The sequence below is a fragment of the Testudinibacter crocodili genome (genome assembly GCF_006228025.1).
Classification (GTDB): Bacteria; Pseudomonadota; Gammaproteobacteria; order Enterobacterales; family Pasteurellaceae; genus Chelonobacter.
The window spans coordinates 82257-102106 of the sequence record NZ_VDHF01000018.1; the positions used below are offsets into that span (position 1 = coordinate 82257).

The following is a 19850-nucleotide window of genomic DNA, read 5'->3' on the forward strand; positions in this document are numbered from 1 at the left end:
TGAAGGCTTGATAATCCCAGTTTTACTGTTTATATTATTAAGTAAAACTTAATAAAGGATGTGCGATGCAAGAGATTAAACCGCTGTTGGTGCTGGCTGCTGTGCTGCAATATGGCAGCATGAATGAGGCTGCCAAGGTGCTGAATATGACCCCGTCGGCGGTTAGTCAGCATATTGCCAAGTTAGAACAACGGCATAAAGTAAAATTGCTGCATCGTAGCACACGTCGTTTGACCCCGACTGATGCGGGACGTGAACTGCAGCAATATTGTTTGCGTTTGCAATATGCGCTGGGCGATACCTTGCAAGCGTTGGATAATTTGAAAGTGGAAGCGGCTGGTGAGCTGAACATCGCTTTGCCGTCCGGCATGGCATCGGCACCGGCTTTTCAACAGGCATTAAAAAAACTCCATCAGGATTACCCTGAAATTCAACCGGTTTTACATTTTTCCGACAGTTTGGCTGATTTGAAACAGGGCAATATTGATATTGCGCTGCGTGGCGGTGAACATGCGCTGCAAGCACCGGATCTGATTGCGCGCCCATTGGCGGAATGGCGTTGGCTGATTTGTGCGGCGCCGGATTATCTGGCGGCACGGGAGCCGATTCAGCGGCCTGAGCAGCTATTGGCACAACATTGGTTGCACTATTTGCCGATCAAGCGGATCCCAATGCGCTTTGAGCGTGAAAGCTATGTGTTGGAGATTGCAGATAGTCTGCATTGTAATCAAATATCCGCAGTTTATCAGTTGACATTAGCGGGCGTGGGTTTGTCGATGCAGCTGAACGGTGAGGTGGCGACACCACTGGCACAAGGGCAGTTGCAAGTGGTGTTGCCGCAATGGCAGTTGCCGGCGTTGACGATTTATGCGGTGACGTCTTATCGCGTGCAGTCAGCAAAAACCGAAGTGGCCTTAAAGATTCTGCAACACTATTTTGCAGATGGTTTGCCGCGTGGTGAAAGTGCGGTATGAAGCATTTAACCGAACTGGGTTTGCCGCTTATCGAACCGCACGTTGCCCAACATATTGAACCCAGCAACACAGGCTTGGCACCGACAAAACCATGGAGTGTGTATTTGCTGCATTGTAGCAATCAGGCATTTTATTGTGGCATCAGCAACCAGCCCGAAGAGCGGTTTAAGGCGCATCTGGCAGGCAAAGGCGCTAAATTTACCCGAATGTATCCGCCGCTGGAAATGCGTTTGGTTTATCAAGCTTTGTCCCGTGCTGAAGCCAGCCGATTAGAAGCGAAAATTAAAGGATTAACTGCCGCACAAAAACGCAGCTTGTGGTGTCATTTGGCTGAATATCTGTCGTGCTAAACCGCACTTTGTCACTGAAATCCATCGCTGCGGCAGAATTGAGCATAATATGGTTTTTTTGCTATAGTGTGGGTGCGTTGCGGCAAGTGCGGTATTACTATTATTAAAAAATAACCGTCTGCTGAATTGAAGTGGCTAGATAAAAGTTGTGAAAAGGAGAAACGGAGTGTCAACGAAAATTCTATTGGTGGAAGATGAAGCCGCCATTCGCGAGATGGTGGCATTGGTATTGGTGCAACAAGGCTATGACGTGATGGAGGCGGGCGACTACCGCAGTGCGATTCGCCAAGTCGGGCAGCAGATACCGCACTTGGTGGTATTGGACTGGATGTTGCCGGGCAAGTCCGGTTTGCAGTTTTTGCAATATTTGAAACAGCATGACGAATGTTGCAAGGTGCCGGTGGTGATGTTGACCGCCAAAAGCGAAGAAGCGGACTGTATCGCTTGCCTGAATGCCGGTGCTGATGATTATGTCACCAAACCGTTTTCGCCGAAAGAGTTGGTGGCACGCTTGAAAGCAGTGTTGCGTCGCAGTGGCTTTGAACAGAGCGAAACGGTGTTGGAGATCGACGGCTTGATGTTGGACAACAATAGCCATCGAGTCACTTGCAAAGGCAAAGAGATTGCGTTGAGTTCGACCGAATTTAAGCTGCTGCATTTCTTTATGAAACACCCGGAGAAAGTCTATACCAGAGAAAAACTGCTGGATCGTGTCTGGGGCGATGATATCTATGTGGAAGACCGTACTGTCGATGTGTATATCCGCCGTTTACGCAAAAATTTACAGAAATACGGCTATGATCACTACATTCAAACCGTGCGCGGCGCCGGCTATCGTTTTTCACAAAAAGCAAAATAGGAACGCTCAGCATGTTTAAAATGCCCTGTTTTAATTTGATTATCGAACTGTTGGTTGCCTCCGTCATTGCCGCTTTTTTCAGCTATTTCAGCGGCACTTTTTTGCTGTGGTTTGTGTTTGTGCTGCTGTTGCTGCTGATTTGGCACCACTACAATGAAACCCATTTTTTAAAAATGCTGGATCGCAATCGGGTCAGCGATAAATACCAAATCGGTATCTGGGAAAGCATTTCGCAAACGCTGGCTTATCAAAAACGACGTTCACACAAAGAGCGGTTTAAGACGTTACGTATCTTGTCACGCCTGAATAAAAATATTCAATTTCTTCCCGATGCGGTGATTATCTGCGGACAAGACGGGCAGATTTATTGGTGCAACAATGCCGCTCAAGAGCTGTTTTCGTTTTTTTGGAATAAGAAAAGTCAGAAAAATCTGTTTAATGTGATTTTCTATCCGGAATTTAAAACCTATTTTGACAACCAACCGCACAATTCGCCGCTGGTGCTGATGCCAAATAACGATCAATATATCGAAGTGAATATCAACCGTTATGACGACGAAAATTATATGTTGATCGCCCGTGACATCACCCAAATCATTAAGTTGCTGCAAAGTCGGCAGGTGTTTCTGTCGAATTTGAATCATGAACTCAGAACGCCGTTGACTGTGCTGCAAGGCTATCTGGAAATGCTGGAAGATCGCAAAGCCTCGAAAACGTTGCATACTCGCGCGGTGGCGATTATGCAGGAGCAGGTGCAGCGCATGAGCAACTTGCTGCAACAATTGACGTTGTTGATTAAAATCGAAACGTCGTCAGCGAATGAGAAATCGGAAGTGGTTGATGTGCCAGCGATTTTAACTTTACTATTAAATGATTCCGAAATATTGTCTGATATTAACCATCAAGTCGCACTGGAATTTGAACCGCACTTGAGGCTGAAAGGCAATCCATCGGAGCTGAACAGTATCTTTTCTAATCTGCTGTATAATGCACTTAAGCATTCCGAGGGCGATAAGATCAAGGTGAGCTGGAAACGGGTGGAACAGGGTGCTCATTTTGCAGTGGAAGATAATGGCAAAGGTATTGCGCCGGAGCATATACCGCACTTGACTGAGCGTTTTTATCGGGTTGAAGATTCACGCAGCCGTGACAGCGGCGGCAGTGGAATCGGCTTGGCGATTGTCAAATATGCACTGGCGCATTTGAATACCCAATTGCAAATCAGCAGCGAGCCGGGCAAGGGTAGTATTTTTTCGTTTACTGTGCCGGAAGAATTTGTGGTAGTGGAATACACGATGGGGAATAACGACTGATTTCCAGCATGCCTAAGATTGGGGTATAAAAATCTAGCGTACGTTGCAAATTGGTCTACGAGGGGCAAAGCCCCTCAATTATGCTTAACCGTGTAGGCTGAAATCGTGCACGGAAAATTTGCAACCGCACTTGTCCGATTTAACGTCTGAACATATTGCCGATGCCGCCCATGCCGCCGCCCATCATGCCTTTCATGCCCTTCATCATTTTTGCCATGCCGCCTTTGCGCATTTTTTTCATCATGCGTTGCATTTCGGTGAATTGCTTCAACATTTTATTCAGGTCTTGCACCTGTGTGCCGGAGCCGAGTGCAATCCGGCGTTTGCGTGAGCCTTTGATAAGGTCGGGATTTTGCCGCTCTTTGAAAGTCATTGAGTTGATCATCGCCTCCATTTTGTTGAACATTTTATCGTCCACCTGTCCTTTGACGTGATCCGGTAGGTTTTTGGCACCGGGCAGTTTTTCTAACATCGTCATCATACCGCCCATTTTTTTCATCTCGATCAGTTGCTCACGAAAATCTTCTAAGGTGAAATCGTCGCCTTTTTTGAATTTCTGCGCCATTTTTTCGGCTTTTTCTTTATCCACCGAGCGTTCCAAATCTTCGATCAGCGACAGCACATCGCCCATGCCGAGAATACGTGAAGCAACCCGATCCGGATGGAATGGCTCCAGCGCATCGGTTTTTTCGCCCATACCGAGGAATTTAATCGGCTTGCCGGTGATTTGGCGAATCGATAATGCCGCACCACCACGTGCGTCGCCATCGACTTTGGTTAAGATCACCCCGGTCAGCGGCAAGGCTTCGTTAAAGGCTTTGGCGGTGTTGGCGGCGTCTTGCCCGGTCATCGCATCCACAGTGAATAAGGTTTCGATCGGATTCAAAACAGCGTGGACTTGTTTGATTTCGTCCATCATTTCGCTGTCAACGTGCAAGCGACCGGCAGTATCGACGATCAACACGTCATAGAATTTCAGTTTGGCGTGTGCAAGTGCGGTTTTGGCAATGTGTACCGCACTTTGGCTGGTGTCAGACGGAAAGAAATCCACTTTTACTGTTTCGGCTAAGGTTTCCAACTGCTTAATCGCCGCCGGGCGGTAGACGTCGGCGGATACCACCAACACCTTTTTCTTGTGGCGTTCGCGCAAAAATTTTGCCAGTTTGCCGACGCTGGTGGTTTTCCCCGCTCCTTGCAAACCTGCCATCAAAATTACCGCCGGCGGTTGGGTAGCAAGATTTAAGGTTTCGTTGGCTTCGCCCATTGCCGCTTCCAGCTCGCTTTGGACGATTTTGACGAACTCTTGCCCCGGTGTCAGACTTTTATTGACTTCAACCCCGACGGCACGTTCTTTGACTTTATTGATAAATTCGCGCACCACAGGCAAGGCAACATCGGCCTCCAGCAATGCCATGCGCACTTCGCGCAAGGTGTCTTTGATATTGTCTTCGGTCAAACGCGCACGTCCGCGGATACTGCGTAGGGTATGGGAAAGACGATCAGATAAATTTTCAAACATAATAATTCCTGTGGTAAATACCGCACTTTAGACTGGATTGCTGTGTGAATAGCGCAAAGATAGTAGCGATTATACAAGATTTCGTTTTATTTTCACGCTTAAACCATTTTGTAGTAGAAAAATGAGGACAAAACTGATACTTTCAAGCGGAATAGTTATCAATAAAAGTGAGTTGTAGCGTTGTTTCCGTACTTATTTTTGAATAAGTGCGGTCTGAGTATTACCAAAAAGAGACATCAGCCATGTATTTATCTGCCGGATTAGCGATTATCGCTTATTTAATCTGTACTTTCACTCTCTTGCCGCAGTTGTTGCAGGCGCAAAGCGGCACCGAGAAGGCAACAATTCCCAAACGCAGCCGTTTTATCATCAGCTCGGCGGTGGCGCTGCTGCTGCATGGGGTTTTTATTCAACAATTGTTTGCGGCTGGCGGCCAGGGGCTGAATTTTACTCTGTTGAATATTCTGAATTTGATGACGCTGCTGATTGTGCTGTTGGTGACGCTGGCGCTGTCGCATTTGAATACGCTGTGGTTTTTGCTGCCGATGGTGTACAGCTTTGCGATCATCGGTATTCTGGTCGGCGTGTTGATTCCGGGGCATGTGGTGGCCTATTTGCAGGATAATACCGCACTTTTGATCCATATTACCTTGGCGCTGCTCTCTTATGCGGTCTGTTTTATTGCGCTATTGTATGTGTTCCAGTTGAGTTGGCTGGATAAAAAATTGAAAAGCAAGAAAGTGGTGTTTTCACCGATGATTCCGTCATTAATGAGCGTCGAACGCCAGTTTTTCAAGATTTTGTGTATTGGTGAGCTGTTGCTGACCTTGGCGTTGCTGAGCGGTGCATTGTCGCTGCATAATTTCTTTGCACCAGAACAGATTCAAAAAGCGATTTTTTCGTTTTTGGCTTGGATTGTGTTCGGATTGCTGCTGATTGGACATCGCAAACTGCATTGGCGTGGAAAGAGGGTGCTAATTTATACAATTTCAGGTATGATCCTACTCACTATTGCTTATTTTGGCAGCCGGACTTTTTTGACGGTGCTATAGCAAAGTCCGAAAGTGCGGTTGAACTCAAAATGGACACCGTCAGAACCGCACTTTTCGGGATGATTTGTTAACGGAAGGATGATCTCTTTGGACAGTATCCCCCTTAGTACGCTGTTTATCGCTTTAATCGTACTGCTTATTTGTTCTGCCTACTTCTCCGGTTCGGAAACCGGTTTGCTTTCACTCAACCGCTATCGTATGCGTTACCTTGCCGGCCAAGGGCACTCTGGTGCTAGAAAAGCGGAAAACTTGCTTAAACGCACTGATACCCTGCTGGGTTTAGTCCTCATTTTCAACAACATGGTGAATATTGCCGCCTCTGCTATTTCGACGATTATCGGAATGCGGTTGTTCGGTGATGCCGGGGTGGCGATTGCGACCGGTGCGTTGACCTTTGTGATGTTGGTATTCTCTGAAATTCTGCCAAAAACCTTGGCGGCGATGTACCCGGAAAAAGTGGGTTTCACCAGTAGTCACTTGCTGACAGTGTTATTGAAAATCTCGCTGCCGCTGGTCTATTTCATTAACTTTTTTACCAAGCTGTTGATTAAACTGTTGGGGATCAAAACCGACCACAAGGCACACCACAGCATCAGCCAGGAAGAGCTGCGCAGCATTGTGCATGAATCGGGTAAATTTATTCCGTCGGCGCACCAAGACATGCTGCTTTCGATTCTGGATTTGGAGCAAGTGACGGTTGATGACATCATGGTACCGCGTAATGATATCGGCGGTATTGACCTTGACGACGATTGGAAAGCGATTATGCGCCAGCTCAACCATGCCGCACACAGCCGAGTGGTGTTGTATAAAGGTAATATGGACCAAAATGTGCTGGGTATGTTGCGGGTGAGGGAAGCCTATCGTTTAATGTTGGATAAAAATGAATTCAACAAAGAGACTTTAGTGCGGGCGGTTGATGAAATCTATTTTATTCCGGAAGGCACACCACTGAATACGCAGTTGCTGAATTTTAAAACCAATAAAGAGCGAATCGGGTTGGTGGTGGATGAATACGGTGATCTGAAAGGCTTGATCACACTAGAGGATATTTTAGAAGAGATTGTTGGTGAATTTACCACCTCCATGACGCCATCGATTGAAGAAGAGGTTCGAGAGCAGTCTGATGGTTCGGTGCTGATTGATGGGCAGGCGAATATCCGCGATCTGAACAAATTGTTCGGCTGGGAGCTCAGCACCGAGGGACCTCGCACCTTTAACGGTCTGATTTTAGAGCATCTGGAAGAGATTCCGGTAGCAGGAACGGTGTGTGAAATAGAGGGCTTGTTGATTACGATTCTTGAAGTGTCCGATAATATGGTGAAACAAGCCAAAGTGGTACGTAAAGGTACTGGCGCAGAAAAAATTAAAACTTAAGCGATTGTTTTACATCTATAATTTTATTTCTAACCGCACTTTGCATTCAACCGCTAAAGTGCGGTTTTATTTTTTAAAGTTGAGATATAAGTTAATTTTGAGAACAGATATCATTTACTTTCTCATAAACTAGGTGTTATAATTTTTCGGCATTTTTGCAGTAAGTTTGTAGATTCGGCATTCTTTCAGCAGTATTGCTAGCAGAATAGCAATTTTCTACACTTGATTAAAATGAATAACGCTAAGGAAATATCAACATGTCTAACAAGTTTAATCTAACCTATGTCAGTCTGGCAGTATTAGGCGCACTGGCAGCAACATCCAGTTTGGCAAATACCAACACATCGAACCAAGTATTAGACGAGATTGTGGTCACAGACCGTCAAGGAACCAAAATTGAAACTAATGTGGTCACCGAACAGGAAAAAAATGAGCACACTGAAACTGATTTACGCGGACTATTGACTGAAGAGCCGTCGATTGCGTTCGGTGGCGGCAACGGCACATCACAATTTCTGACAATTCGTGGCATGGGGCAAAACTCAGTCGATATCAAAATTGACAATGCCTACTCCGACAGTCAAGTGTTATACCATCAAGGCCGCTTTATCGTTGATCCGTCGTTACTGAAAAGTGTGTCGGTACAAAAAGGTGCGGGTTCAGCCAGTGCCGGGATCGGCGCAACCAACGGCGCAATTATCACCAAAACAGTTGATGCGCTGGATCTGTTAAAAAATAGCGATCGTGATTACGGTTTCAAACTGAACGGCGGTTATTCTAGCAATGAGGGGCACTCTTATGGCGGGGCGCTATTCGGTAAATCCGGCAATTTTGATGCATTGTTCTCATTTAACCGCACTGATGAGGAAAATTACAAACCGGGTCGAGGCTATAAGAATATTGACGGTGGAGAAACCGTGCCTTACAGCGGCTTGGATAAACGTAACTATATGATTAAACTGGGTGCTACTTTGGGTGATCATCGCTTGGTGTTAAGCCATATGCAAGATCAACATCGTGGTGTGCGTACCGTGCGAGAAGAGTTTACTGTTACGGGTGGTCGGTTGAATTTAGTAGGTCAAGCGCCGGCTTATCGTGAAACTACGCTGAAAAATACTAACCTTGAGTGGACAGCGAAAAATCTGGGCTTTATCAGCCAATTAACATCTAATATTTACGTTATGCAAAACCATCGTTATTCAGCCGATGATACCGGTTGTGGCTATTGTGGCAATATTGCAGGGTCGACCAAAACCAAAATTGAAACCCGTGGTGCCAACGTGAATTTTGACTCGCCGATTGGTGAAAATGTGCTGTTGAAATACGGTGTTAACTATCGTGATCAGAAAATTACTCCGCACGCTTTCTTGAACCGATTCTACACATTAGGTGAACCGAAAAAAACCGATGTCGGCACCTATTTAGAAGCAATCAGCACCTTAGGTGATTTCACCTTGACCACCGGTCTGCGTTACGACTATTTCAAAGTGAAAACCACCGATGGTAAATCAGCCTCTGATGGACGTCTCAATCCAAGCCTTGGTTTGATCTGGCAGCCGCTGGACAGCTTAAGCTTCAGTGTTGATCATAACTATGCTTCCCGTAGCCCGCGTTTATACGATGCGTTGCTGACGCACGGTAAACGTGGTGTGATCAGCATTGCTGACGGTACGGTTGCTGAACGCGCCCGCAATACTGAAATCGGCTTTAACTATGATAACGGCAATTTCTCATTGGCAGGTAGCTATTTCTGGCAGAAAATCAGCAATGCGATTGCCAATCCACAAAACAGACACGGTTCGGGTGAAAATTCGATCAGAGAGACGGTAAATGCCGGTTATATTAAAAATCACGGCTATGAACTGAGCGCAGCGTATCGGTTGGAAGGCTTTACCGCACGTGTTGGTGTGGCAGAAAGCAAACCAAGAATCTATGATACCCACAAAGACAACTTGCTCAGTTCCAATCCGGAATTTGCGGTGCAAGTGGGGCGCACTTGGACAGCTTCTTTAGCCTACCGCTTTATGCAGCCGGATCTTGAGCTGGGCTGGCGTAATCGTACGGTTGAAGATGCTAAAGGTTCAGTCTTGGTGCGTGAAAGCAGCACGCCGGTAAAACGTGAAGGCTATACCGTACATGATTTCTATATCAACTGGAAACCGTTCAGCAATGACAAGATGAATGTTAACTTTGCAGTGAACAATGCGTTCAATAAGTTTTATTATCCGCATACCCAACGTGGCGAAACATTAGCCGGTGCAGGGCGTGATATTCGTGTTGGGATTAACTATCAGTTTTAATTAAATCTTGCATCTCAGCCTAAAAAAACCGCACGTTAAAGTGCGGTTTTTGTTTTAAGCAGCAGGCAAACTTACAGTTTGGTGATCAGCATTGCTTCCAATTTTTCTTGGTCGGCGGCAAATTTTCGGATACCGTCGGTCAGTTTTTCCACTGCCATCGGATCGCTGTTGTGCTGCCAATAGAATTGTGCTTCGCTCAGCGGCGCTGGGCGCTCTTTTACGTTGCCTTTGAAGTCTAACTTACGCTCTAGTGGTTGATTGCTCTCTTGCAACTCTTTCAACAAACCTGGGGCGATGGTCAGGCGATCACAGCCCGCCAACTCGGTGATTTCGCCGATATTACGGAAGCTGGCACCCATTACCACGGTTTTATAGTCGTAGGTTTTGTAGTAGTTATAAATTTCGGTCACTGACACCACACCCGGATCCTCGTGCGGCGCATACTCTTTTTTATCGCTGTTGGCTTTGTACCAATCCAGAATACGACCAACAAACGGGGAGATCAGATAAACACCGGCTTCGGCACAGGCACGGGCTTGAGCTTGTGAAAACAGCAGAGTCAGGTTGCAGTTGATGCCTTCTTTTTCCAACACTTCTGCGGCACGGATACCTTGCCAAGTGGAGGCGATTTTGATCAGAATGCGTTCATTACTGATGCCGGCTTGGTTATACAACTTGATCAATTTACGTGCTTTTTCAATCGTGGCTGCGGTGTCGTAAGACATGCGCGCATCGACTTCGGTCGAGATGCGTCCCGGTACGATTTTCAGAATTTCTAACCCGATATTCACCGCCAATTTATCTTCGGCATCAATCAATTGCTGTTTTTTATCGCTGCTTTGCTGTTTAGCATAAGCGATAGCATCATCAATCAACGGCGCATATTGCGGCAGGGACGAGGCGCTTAAAATCAGGGACGGATTGGTTGTTGCATCTTGCGGCTGATAGGTTTTAATGGCTTCGATATCACCGGTATCAGCAACCACCACAGTGATTTTACGTAACTCTTGTAATTGCGACATAGTTTTTCCTCATTAAATGAACTGAATAAAAAATCACTTCATTCTACCCTTATTAAGGTCAAATGTGCCAATCATTTCTGAGGCGAATATTGAGACCAATGAAAATTTTTGTCGGATAGTGCAGCAGGGTAAAATATTCGCATGATCAATAAGCGAATTTCGAGTACAATCACCCCAGTTTCGCTGTTTTATTACCATTTTTATTAGCTTGGGTTACAGAATGAAAAAAAATACTTATAGCCTACTGGCGACCCTGATTCTGAGTGCATTATATGGCACTGTGCACAGCAGTACGGCGCAAGCAGATCTGCGTCAGCAGTGTCTGTTGGGCGTACCGCACTTTAGCGGTACACCGGTTGCTGGCAACCCGAATGATTTGCCGGTGTACATCGAGGCCAATCGCGGTGAGATGTCGCACGCTACGGAAGCAACTTATCAGGGCGATGTGGATATTCAACAGGGAAACCGTCGTTTGCAGTCGCAATATGCGAAAATTACCACACAAGATAATGCCGGGCAGTTGACCCGTTTTGCCTATATTGACGGCGATTTGCAATACCGTGACGAGCAGATCGATTTGAAAGGTCGTAATGCCAAAATTAATCTGAACAGCAAAGACAGTGATTTGCAAAATGCCGATTACCAATTTGTCGGTCGCCAAGGACGTGGTACCGCCCAACAGGCGGAGATGCGTGAGCGCTACCGCACTTTGCACAATGCGACTTTTACTTCTTGCTTGCCGAATGATAATGCCTGGTCGATCGAGGCCAATGAAATTCGCCAAGATTTACAAGAAGAAGTCGCCGAAATGTGGGGGGCACGTTTTAAAGTGCTGGGCGTACCGATTTTGTATTCCCCCTATTGGCAGTTGCCGTTGGGTGACCGTCGCCGCAGCGGGTTGTTAATGCCACAATTTAGTATGTCAAGCCGTGACGGCTTCAGTTATGCACAACCGATTTATTGGAACATTGCACCGAATTATGATGCGACCTTTACCCCGAAAATGATGACGGATCGTGGATTGCAGTTGTTGACCGAATTTCGTTATTTGACTCAGTTTGGTTTGGGTACGGTGGCGACGGAATATTTGCATCGTGATCGTTTAAAAACCTATCTGGGCAGCAATAAATCACGTCATCTGTTTTTCTGGCAACATGCCGCAACATTTGGTGATTGGCGTTTGAATGTGGATTATACCAAAGTGAGCGATAAGCGTTATTTTAATGACTTTAGCTCGGAATACGGTAACAGCACCGACGGATATGCCACTCAGAAATTCAGTTTGGGCTATTACCAGCCGAACTATAATTTGGTGATTTCCGGTCGACAATTCCAGATTTTTGATGAGGCCGAAATCGGACCGTATCGTGCGCTGCCACAGATTGATTTTAACTACTATAAAAATGGTTTAGCCAATGGCTGGTTGGATTTTGCGCTGTTTTCGCAAGCTGTGCATTTTGATAACGACAGTTCGTATATGCCCAAAGCCTGGCGTTTTCATGTGCAGCCGGAGTTGAATTTACCCCTGAGTAATGACTACGGTAGCTTGAATTTACAAACCAAATTATATGCAACTCACTATCGCCAAACTTCGGGCAAAGGCGAAAATGCAGAAGCGGTGCAGAGCAGCGTCAATCGGGTGCTGCCACAGTTTAAAGCCGATTTACAGACTATTTTATTAAATTCCAAATCGGTGTTTGAGGGATACACCCAAACCCTCGAGCCGCATGTACAGTATTTGTATCGACCATATAAAAACCAAAGTAATATCGGCGCACAAGATGTGGATTCGAATTACCTTGGTTTGGGCTATGACAGCGCCCTGTTGCAACAAGATTATTTCTCGCTGTTTCGCGATCGCCGCTACAGCGGCTTAGATCGTATCGCATCAGCCAATCAAGTAACTGTTGGTGGCACAACCCGCTTTTTTGACCAACACTCGGAAGAGCGGTTTAACTTTTCTTTGGGACAAATTTATTATTTGACCGCTTCGCGTATCGATGAATCAGAAGACAACAGCACCAGTCGTCACTCTTCTTCTTGGTCGATGCAGTCTAACTGGAAGATCAATTCCGACTGGAGTTGGCGTGGCAGTTATCAATATGATACGGTCTTGAATAAAACCGCACTTGCCAATATGGCGCTCGAATTTAACCCTAGCGGTCATAATTTGGTGCAATTGAACTATCGTTATGCCAGCCAGGATTATATCAATCAAAATTTGCAAAGTGGCGCTAACCGTTATAATCAAGATATCAAACAGATTGGTGCGACGGTGGCTTGGGATATAGATGACAACTGGGCGATTATTGGTCGCTATTATCATGATGTCGCTTTAAATAAGCCGGTCGAACAATATGGCGGCATTCAATATAATAGCTGTTGCTGGAGCGTTGGCATCGGCGCTCGCCGCTACCTCACCTCCAGTAACCGCAGTGATACCGCCGATCAGGTGTTTTATGATAATTCAATCGCTATCAATTTTGAAATCAGGGGATTAGGCAGCAACTACTCCAGCGGGTTGCGCAGTATGCTGCAAAAAGGCATGCTGCCTTATGTCAAGCCGTTCAGCTTGGAATAATGCATTATTAAAATATAAACAAACATCAACAGACCCTAATCAAGGAAAACCATGAAAAAATCTATTTTGCTTGTCACAACGTTATTCAGTAGTCTGGCATTCGGTTCCGATGCAGAGATCAACCAGCACCTTTCTGCATTGGGCATGACCAATGTTGAAGTGCAACCTGCACCGATAAAAGGCATCAAATCAGTGGTTTCAGATCAGGGCATCTTCTATGTCTCTGAAGACGGAAACTATATTTTACGTGGCGATTTATTTGAATTTAAAAATGGTGAGCTGGTCAATTTGAGCGAAAAAATATTGTTCGGTAAGTTGAATGCGTTGAGCGATCAAATGATTGTCTATCCGGCAAAAAATGAAAAATATATAGTGACAGTGTTTATGGATATCACCTGCCATTATTGCCATTTACTCTACAGCAAAAAAGACGAGTACAATAATTTGGGAATTACGCTACGCTTTTTAGCATTTCCACGCGCTGGCTTAGACAACCAAACCGCACGCCAAATGGAAGCAATCTGGCAGGCAAAAGATCGCAATCAAGCATTAGACGCTGCTGAAAACGGTGATTTGCCAAAAAACCTGATGACACCGGATATGGTGGCGCAACACTACGCCTTGGGACGTCAATATGGTGTGCGTGGCACACCGAGCATTGTCACTGACAGTGGCGAAATGATCGGTGGGTATCTGCCGCCAAAAGAACTATTAGCTGCCTTGCAGGAAGCGCAATAAGTTTTTGTTGAACGTATTATTGACAAAGATATTTAATAAGGCAAAGTAGGGGCGGATTAACTATCCGCCCGCTTTCGAAGTGCGAAATAAGTATTTAATCTGAAAAGGAAAAAATCAATATTCAGTTCGGGCGGATAGTTAATCCGCCTCTATTTTTACAATAAATATTGTGCGTTTTCATCTTTGTCAGCAGTCTAATGCCCTGATTTATCAGGGTTTAGTTTATTTTTATCTTTTTAGTTTTAAACTACAGGTTCAATCTTCAGCGTGAATAAAATTATCTGCCGTCGCCAACTGGACACTATTTTTCCTTTGGGAGACAGCCCGTTACTTAACCGTATTTTTTCAGTACGGGGCATTGCCGATCAACAGCAGCTAGACCGCACTTTGAAATCTCTGTTGCCACCACAACTCAGTGGTATTGATGCGGCTGTGGCATTACTGTTGGCGGCGCGGCGTGAACAGCAAAAAATTGTGATTGTCGGTGATTTTGATGCCGATGGCGCTACCAGCACCGCACTTGCAGTATTGGCATTAGGTAAGCTCGGTTTTCAACAGGTCGATTACTTGGTGCCGAACCGTTTTGAACAAGGCTACGGTTTAAGTGTCGATGTGGCAAAAATGGCGTTGGAAAAGCACGTGGCATTATTGATCACGGTGGATAACGGTGTTTCCTCATATGAAGGCGTGGAGTTCATCAAAAAGTGCGGTGTGAAGGTGATCATCACCGATCACCATTTGCCACCGGAGCAATTGCCGAATGCTGATGCGATTATCAATCCTAATCTGGCAGACTGTAACTTCCCGTCTAAATCGCTTGCCGGAGTCGGCGTCACTTTTTATTTGATGCTGGCAGTGCGTGCAGCACTGCGTGATCAAGGTGAAATTGCAGCGTCGGAACTGCCAAATTTTGCTGAACTTTTGGATTTGGTGGCATTGGGCACGATCGCTGATGTGGTGCCGTTAGATCAAAATAACCGTATTTTGGCACATCAAGGGTTAGAGCGAATCCGTGCACAACGCTGTCGCTACGGCATTCAGGCGTTAGCAGAAATTGCCAATCGCGATCTCAGTCGTTTTGTGGCTGCTGATTTGGGCTTCTCTATAGGACCAAGATTAAATGCCGCTGGGCGTTTGGATAATATGAGCGTTGGGGTTGAGCTGTTGTTGGCAGATGATATGCAGCTTGCCCGCCAACTGGCACATGATTTGGATGCGCTGAACCAAACTCGTAAAGAAATTGAACAAGGTATGAAGCTCGAAGCTTTGCAGATTTGCAGCCAATTACACGAGCTGGAACAGAGTTTGCCTCATGCAATTGCGCTGTATCGTGCAGATTGGCATCAGGGCGTGCTGGGCATTTTGGCATCGCGGATTAAAGACCGCTTTCATCGTCCGGTGGTGGCGTTTACCCAAGATCAAGCGGGAGTGCTAAAAGGTTCGGCACGTTCGATTGAAGGGCTGCACATCCGAGATGTGTTGGAGCGCATCGATCAGCGTTGTCCGGGCATGATTTTGAAATTTGGCGGACATGCAATGGCGGCAGGCTTGAGTATTGATGAGAGTCGTTTTGCAGAGTTTCAGCAACACTTTCTTGAGATTGTGTGTGACTGTGTGGCGCAAGAGCAGTTGACCGGCACTATCTGGACCGATGGTGAATTGTCGCCAAGCGAGATGAATTTACAAACCGCAGAGCTGATTGCTGCAAACGGACCTTGGGGGCAAGCTTTCCCGGAGCCGCTATTTGATGGTGAGTTTAGTGTGTTACAACAGCGTTTGGTGGGCGGACGGCATTTAAAAATGTTGCTGCAACCACCGAATAGCACCCAGTTGTTTGATGCGATTGCCTTTAATATTGATCCACAACGCTATCCTGATTTATCGATAAAAACCATGAAAATTGTTTATAAATTGGATATTAATGAGTTTCGTGGTAACCGACAGTTGCAGTTAATGGTAGAATATATGCAGCCTGGCTAAAAACAGCGTAGGATACGGGTTAAGTGGGATAAGCTCCAAAGAGATAGGGTCATGAAAAACAGAATAAGTCGGTTGTGGTGGCGTGGGATAGTGCTGGCATTATACTTTCCGTCAGCTTGGGCACAGGCGCTAGATGGTACAACGTCAGCTAAAAATCTTACATCGGCTGCCGACGCAGCAGAAAGTGCGGTTACCGAGCCAACAGAGTCTGGTATTTCTTCTGATACTAATGCCAGCGTTGACGAATCTGTTTTTCAAGACGGCAAAGACTATTTTTCTTATACGATTCCGATCAAATCTACTCCGATTGATGGGCGAATCGAGGTTAGGCTATTTTTTAGTTATGAATGTGCCTATTGTCTGACGGCGTTTGATAATTTAAGTTTGTATCAACGGCTGCATGATGAGCAAATCCGCTTGATTTTACAACCTATCGCCACCGAAGATGCGTTGTTCGGACCGAATGTGTATTACAGTTTAAACAATCTGGATCGACAAGATCTGGCTGAACTACTGTTGTTTGATACCGCCACCGAACATCAGGGAAAGGCTTCTTTGGTTGAGGGTGAAAACCTCTACCACTGGCTGATAAAACACCATGTGGTGCTGGATCAGTTTTTAATGCAGATCAAATCGCAGGCGGTCGCTGAAAAAGCCCAAGAAGCAGTGAAAGCCACCGAGAAATATGGCGTATTTACCAGCCCGTTTGTGGTGGTTGACGGACAATATGTGTTAACCAGCAGCACGTTGTATAACGACGATTATACTTTTGCCGTGATGGATTTTTTGATTTCGCGGATCTTACAACAACAGTCACCTGCCTTTGCCAATGCATCAAATAACTCGAATAAAATACAGTAATAAAGTGCGGTTGTTATCAAGAATAATAAACAAACATCAACAGACCCTAATCAAGGAAGCAAAATGAAAATCGGAATTGTTGGCGCTATGCTGCAAGAAGTCGAGATTTTACGCAATAAAATGCGTGATGTGACCACACACCAGATCGCCGGCTGCACCCTGTATCAAGGCAGCTTGCATGGCGCTGATGTGGCGCTAGTTCAGTCCGGTATCGGCAAAACGGCGGCAGCCATGGCAACAACTGCGCTGATTTTGTTGACTAAGCCGGATTGTGTCATCAACACCGGATCTGCCGGCGGAATTGCTGCCGGTTTGGCTATCGGTGATGTGATTATCTCCAGCAATACCGCCTATCATGATGCCGATGTCACTGCGTTTGGTTATGCCAAAGGGCAATTACCGGGCTGTCCGGCCACCTTTGCTTCGAATCAGGCGCTAATCGAATTGGCGCAAAAAGTGATTCAACGACAAGGCAAAAGTGCGGTCAAAGGCTTGGTATGCAGCGGCGATATGTTCTGTAACGATGAGCAGCAGATCGCACGGATTAAAGCTGATTTTCCACAAGCGGTTGCGGTGGAAATGGAAGCGGCTGCGATTGCGCAGGTCTGCTTCTCATTCGATCTGCCGTTTGTGGTGGTGCGTGCAGTGTCAGATGTTGCGGATCAAGTTTCGCATATCTCGTTTGACGAATTTCTACCGCTAGCGGCACAACAATCTTCCGAAATGGTTATCGCAATGTTGGCAGAGTTGTAATAGAGCCTCACGTTTTATCCGATTGCAATTTGTAGGTTTATTTCTTGCGGTTCTCACGCCATTTTGCCAACAACGGTTTAGGCGGTTCCGCCTGCTCCTGATAGTCGAATACCGGCAGCGAGAGATGGAAATAAATCGCCAGCAAGCGGATTCCGAAGCCGCTGATCAGCGTTAAAATCACCACTAGATTGTGCGAAATGCCGAGATGGGGCAAGCCGAGATAAATTGCGGTGGTCAGCAAGGCGACACTGGCATACAGCTCTTTCTGAAACACCAACGGAATACGATTGCACAACAGATCACGCAGCACCCCACCAAAGGCACCGGTCACAACTGCAGCAACGGAGGCGATGATCAAGCCGTGCCCCATATCCAGTGCCACTTGAGCGCCGATAATCGAAAATACAATCAGCCCCAAGGCATCCAACACTAAAAATACGGTGCGAAAATAGCGCATCAGCGGTGCGACAAACACCGTTGAAACCGCCGCTCCGGCAACAATCATAATATATTCGGGATGTGCCACCCAACCAAGCGGATAGTGTCCGAGCAGCATATCACGGATAGAACCACCACCGATGGCAGTGACCGCACCAATAATAATCACCCCGAATAGATCCATTTTTTCTCTTCCGGCGGCCAAAGCACCGGTGATCGCTTCGGCGGTAATACCGATAATATAAAGTGTTGTCAGTAACATAGTTGAATAGTTTGAATAGAAATTAGCAGATGGAATAGAGTAAGAGGATTTGGGATTTTGATAAAGAAAAATTTGCGCCAGACAGCATTTTTGTGATCAATATCTTGTGCTGGCTACAGGTTAGATTAGAATGTAAACAATCCGTTATAAAAATGAAAATACGATGATAAAAATTAAAACCCGCGACTATTTGTTGGCGACTCTGGTGCTGTCACTGTCGTCTTTTTTGGTTTTTAGTAATTTATACGTCGTGCAACCACTGTTATCACTGTTTGCCGAGCGTTATGCCGTCTCTCTGAATGCAGCAAACTGGATTTTTGCTGCCGCCTCGCTAGGTATGAGTCTATTTTTGATCCCTTGGGCGTTGCTTGCCGATCGCTATGGTCGCCGCCTGATGATGTTGTTGAGTTTAGGCTTGTCGGCACTGCTTTCTTTCAGTTTGGTGTTCAGTGATTCGGTTGCGGTTTGGATCGGATTGCGTTTTTTGCAGGGAATGGCGTTGGCAGGCTTGCCAGCGGTGGCAATTGCCTATATCAGTGAAGAATTTGAAGCCGACGCCGTGATTCCGGCAGTGGGGATTTATATTGCGGCAAATTCAATTGGCGGTATTTCAGGGCGGATTCTCGGTGGCGCATTGGCAGATTGGTTCGGGCTGAATGCGCCGATGCTGTTTACCGCACTTTTGACGTTTGCGGGTGCGTTACTGACCTATTTTTATCTGCCGCGTGAACGCTATTTTAAACCGCAGCTATTGGCATTTCGCACCATTCTTACCAATTTGTGCGGGCATATCAAGAACCCGCTGCTGTGGCGTACATTTTTAATCAGCGGTATTTGTTTCGGTATGTTTATCAATATGTTTTCAGTGGTCGGCTTACGTTTGCAACAAGCGCCTTGGCTGTTCAGCACGATTCAGGTCTCGCTATTATTTCTCTGCTATTTAAGCGGCACGTTTGCAGCCTCGATGGCAGGACGTTTCAGTCGCCGTTTTAATGCGCCGCGCGGCATGTTGATTGGTTGGCTAATCCTCATGTTCGGCATGTTGTTGTTGGTGAGTGATGCTGTGCTGATTCTGATAGCAGGATTGTTGCTATGCAGCATCGGTTTTTTCTTCACTCATGCCCTTGCCAGCGCTTGGGTCGGCAAAAATGCTACTCACGCCCGTGCGTTGGCATCCGCACTTTACCTCTCCAGTTATTACCTCGGTGCCAGCGTTGGCGGTGAATATTTGTTGACCGTTTGGCAACATTTCACGTGGACCTGGGTGCCACTTGCCGCAATGTTACTGTTGCTACTGGTATTGTGGCTGCTGTTCGGCATTTTCAAACAACTACGACGTTAGTGTTCGATAAAAGCATATTCTACTGTCATTATTTTGTGACAACGATTTTTGAAATCGTTAAAGTAGATTGCTAATCCCTTAAATAATCAGTAAACTCAGTTATCTTTTTGAAAAATAGTTCAATGTTAG

The 19850-nt window shown here is 46.0% G+C and carries 16 protein-coding genes; 13 read left to right on the forward strand and 3 right to left on the reverse strand.

Annotated features, from left to right (window positions below; all coding sequences use genetic code 11):
* Positions 1 to 65: 65 nt before the first annotated feature.
* The 4 genes from FHQ23_RS02215 to phoR all read left to right on the forward strand — a co-directional run bounded on the left by FHQ23_RS02215 (position 66) and on the right by phoR (position 3496).
* The gene (locus tag FHQ23_RS02215; protein WP_139612856.1) at positions 66 to 974 is read left to right on the forward strand and encodes a LysR family transcriptional regulator; all 909 of its coding nucleotides are present in this window, start codon (positions 66 to 68) and stop codon (positions 972 to 974) included.
* Complete coding sequence (locus FHQ23_RS02220) at positions 971 to 1324, forward strand: GIY-YIG nuclease family protein (RefSeq protein WP_139612857.1); 354 nt, start codon at positions 971 to 973, stop codon at positions 1322 to 1324. Before FHQ23_RS02215 ends, FHQ23_RS02220 begins: the two co-directional genes overlap by 4 nt.
* Positions 1325 to 1490: 166 nt before the next feature.
* Positions 1491 to 2183, forward strand: coding sequence for a phosphate regulon transcriptional regulator PhoB (gene phoB, locus FHQ23_RS02225; protein ID WP_139612858.1), 693 nt, complete (start codon positions 1491 to 1493; stop codon positions 2181 to 2183).
* Positions 2184 to 2194: 11 nt separating this feature from the next.
* Positions 2195 to 3496 (forward strand): phosphate regulon sensor histidine kinase PhoR, encoded by a 1302-nt coding sequence (gene phoR / locus FHQ23_RS02230; protein WP_139612859.1) that lies wholly within the window; start codon positions 2195 to 2197, stop codon positions 3494 to 3496.
* Between the two features lie 139 nt (positions 3497 to 3635).
* Here phoR and ffh read toward each other — a convergent pair whose 3' ends face one another.
* Positions 3636 to 5015 carry a signal recognition particle protein gene (ffh, locus tag FHQ23_RS02235; protein ID WP_139612860.1) on the reverse strand — a complete coding sequence of 460 codons (1380 nt, stop codon included), beginning with the start codon at positions 5013 to 5015 and terminating at the stop codon, positions 3636 to 3638.
* Positions 5016 to 5257: 242 nt separating this feature from the next.
* Between ffh and FHQ23_RS02240 the strand changes: the two genes are divergently transcribed.
* From FHQ23_RS02240 to FHQ23_RS02250, 3 genes are all read left to right on the forward strand, one after another.
* Positions 5258 to 6067 (forward strand): cytochrome C assembly family protein, encoded by an 810-nt coding sequence (locus FHQ23_RS02240; protein ID WP_139612861.1) that lies wholly within the window; start codon positions 5258 to 5260, stop codon positions 6065 to 6067.
* A gap of 87 nt (positions 6068 to 6154) precedes the next feature.
* Positions 6155 to 7444: an HlyC/CorC family transporter gene (locus FHQ23_RS02245; protein ID WP_139612862.1), complete on the forward strand. Its 1290-nt coding sequence runs from the start codon at positions 6155 to 6157 to the stop codon at positions 7442 to 7444.
* 257 nt (positions 7445 to 7701) lie between these two features.
* The gene (locus FHQ23_RS02250) at positions 7702 to 9744 is read left to right on the forward strand and encodes a TonB-dependent siderophore receptor (RefSeq protein ID WP_139612863.1); all 2043 of its coding nucleotides are present in this window, start codon (positions 7702 to 7704) and stop codon (positions 9742 to 9744) included.
* Between the two features lie 71 nt (positions 9745 to 9815).
* On the opposite strand, the gene tal is transcribed toward FHQ23_RS02250, so the two are convergent.
* Positions 9816 to 10766 carry a transaldolase gene (gene tal / locus FHQ23_RS02255; protein WP_139612864.1) on the reverse strand — a complete coding sequence of 317 codons (951 nt, stop codon included), beginning with the start codon at positions 10764 to 10766 and terminating at the stop codon, positions 9816 to 9818.
* A gap of 220 nt (positions 10767 to 10986) precedes the next feature.
* On the opposite strand from tal, the gene lptD reads away from it, so the two are divergent.
* From lptD to mtnN, 5 genes are all read left to right on the forward strand, one after another.
* Positions 10987 to 13347, forward strand: coding sequence for an LPS assembly protein LptD (gene lptD / locus FHQ23_RS02260; RefSeq protein ID WP_139612865.1), 2361 nt, complete (start codon positions 10987 to 10989; stop codon positions 13345 to 13347).
* Between the two features lie 51 nt (positions 13348 to 13398).
* Positions 13399 to 14085, forward strand: coding sequence for a bifunctional protein-disulfide isomerase/oxidoreductase DsbC (gene dsbC / locus FHQ23_RS02265; protein ID WP_139612866.1), 687 nt, complete (start codon positions 13399 to 13401; stop codon positions 14083 to 14085).
* A 267-nt stretch (positions 14086 to 14352) separates the two neighbouring features.
* The gene (gene recJ, locus FHQ23_RS02270; protein WP_139612867.1) at positions 14353 to 16065 is read left to right on the forward strand and encodes a single-stranded-DNA-specific exonuclease RecJ; all 1713 of its coding nucleotides are present in this window, start codon (positions 14353 to 14355) and stop codon (positions 16063 to 16065) included.
* Between the two features lie 51 nt (positions 16066 to 16116).
* A complete protein-coding gene (locus FHQ23_RS02275) occupies positions 16117 to 16926 on the forward strand; it encodes a thioredoxin domain-containing protein (RefSeq protein WP_139612868.1) in 810 nt (269 codons plus the stop codon).
* A 63-nt stretch (positions 16927 to 16989) separates the two neighbouring features.
* Positions 16990 to 17679, forward strand: coding sequence for a 5'-methylthioadenosine/S-adenosylhomocysteine nucleosidase (gene mtnN / locus FHQ23_RS02280; RefSeq protein WP_139612869.1), 690 nt, complete (start codon positions 16990 to 16992; stop codon positions 17677 to 17679).
* A 37-nt stretch (positions 17680 to 17716) separates the two neighbouring features.
* Here the strand turns inward: mtnN and FHQ23_RS02285 are convergent, their stop codons facing one another.
* The gene (locus FHQ23_RS02285) at positions 17717 to 18379 is read right to left on the reverse strand and encodes a trimeric intracellular cation channel family protein (RefSeq protein ID WP_139612870.1); all 663 of its coding nucleotides are present in this window, start codon (positions 18377 to 18379) and stop codon (positions 17717 to 17719) included.
* A 163-nt stretch (positions 18380 to 18542) separates the two neighbouring features.
* On the opposite strand from FHQ23_RS02285, the gene FHQ23_RS02290 reads away from it, so the two are divergent.
* On the forward strand, positions 18543 to 19721 hold the full coding sequence (locus FHQ23_RS02290) for an MFS transporter (RefSeq protein WP_139612871.1): 1179 nt from the start codon (positions 18543 to 18545) through the stop codon (positions 19719 to 19721).
* Positions 19722 to 19850: the final 129 nt, after the last annotated feature.

What these genes read in the sequence shown, in the direction of transcription:
- FHQ23_RS02240 (WP_139612861.1), top strand. Translation starts at nt 5,258, where the DNA reads ATGTATTTATCTGCCGGATTAGCGATTATCGCTTATTTAATCTGTACT.
- FHQ23_RS02290 (WP_139612871.1), top strand. Translation starts at nt 18,543, where the DNA reads ATGATAAAAATTAAAACCCGCGACTATTTGTTGGCGACTCTGGTGCTG.
- FHQ23_RS02250 (WP_139612863.1), top strand. Translation starts at nt 7,702, where the DNA reads ATGTCTAACAAGTTTAATCTAACCTATGTCAGTCTGGCAGTATTAGGC.
- dsbC (WP_139612866.1), top strand. Translation starts at nt 13,399, where the DNA reads ATGAAAAAATCTATTTTGCTTGTCACAACGTTATTCAGTAGTCTGGCA.
- lptD (WP_139612865.1), top strand. Translation starts at nt 10,987, where the DNA reads ATGAAAAAAAATACTTATAGCCTACTGGCGACCCTGATTCTGAGTGCA.
- FHQ23_RS02215 (WP_139612856.1), top strand. Translation starts at nt 66, where the DNA reads ATGCAAGAGATTAAACCGCTGTTGGTGCTGGCTGCTGTGCTGCAATAT.
- mtnN (WP_139612869.1), top strand. Translation starts at nt 16,990, where the DNA reads ATGAAAATCGGAATTGTTGGCGCTATGCTGCAAGAAGTCGAGATTTTA.
- ffh (WP_139612860.1), bottom strand. Translation starts at nt 5,015, where the DNA reads ATGTTTGAAAATTTATCTGATCGTCTTTCCCATACCCTACGCAGTATC.
- phoR (WP_139612859.1), top strand. Translation starts at nt 2,195, where the DNA reads ATGTTTAAAATGCCCTGTTTTAATTTGATTATCGAACTGTTGGTTGCC.
- FHQ23_RS02285 (WP_139612870.1), bottom strand. Translation starts at nt 18,379, where the DNA reads ATGTTACTGACAACACTTTATATTATCGGTATTACCGCCGAAGCGATC.
- tal (WP_139612864.1), bottom strand. Translation starts at nt 10,766, where the DNA reads ATGTCGCAATTACAAGAGTTACGTAAAATCACTGTGGTGGTTGCTGAT.
- FHQ23_RS02275 (WP_139612868.1), top strand. Translation starts at nt 16,117, where the DNA reads ATGAAAAACAGAATAAGTCGGTTGTGGTGGCGTGGGATAGTGCTGGCA.
- FHQ23_RS02220 (WP_139612857.1), top strand. Translation starts at nt 971, where the DNA reads ATGAAGCATTTAACCGAACTGGGTTTGCCGCTTATCGAACCGCACGTT.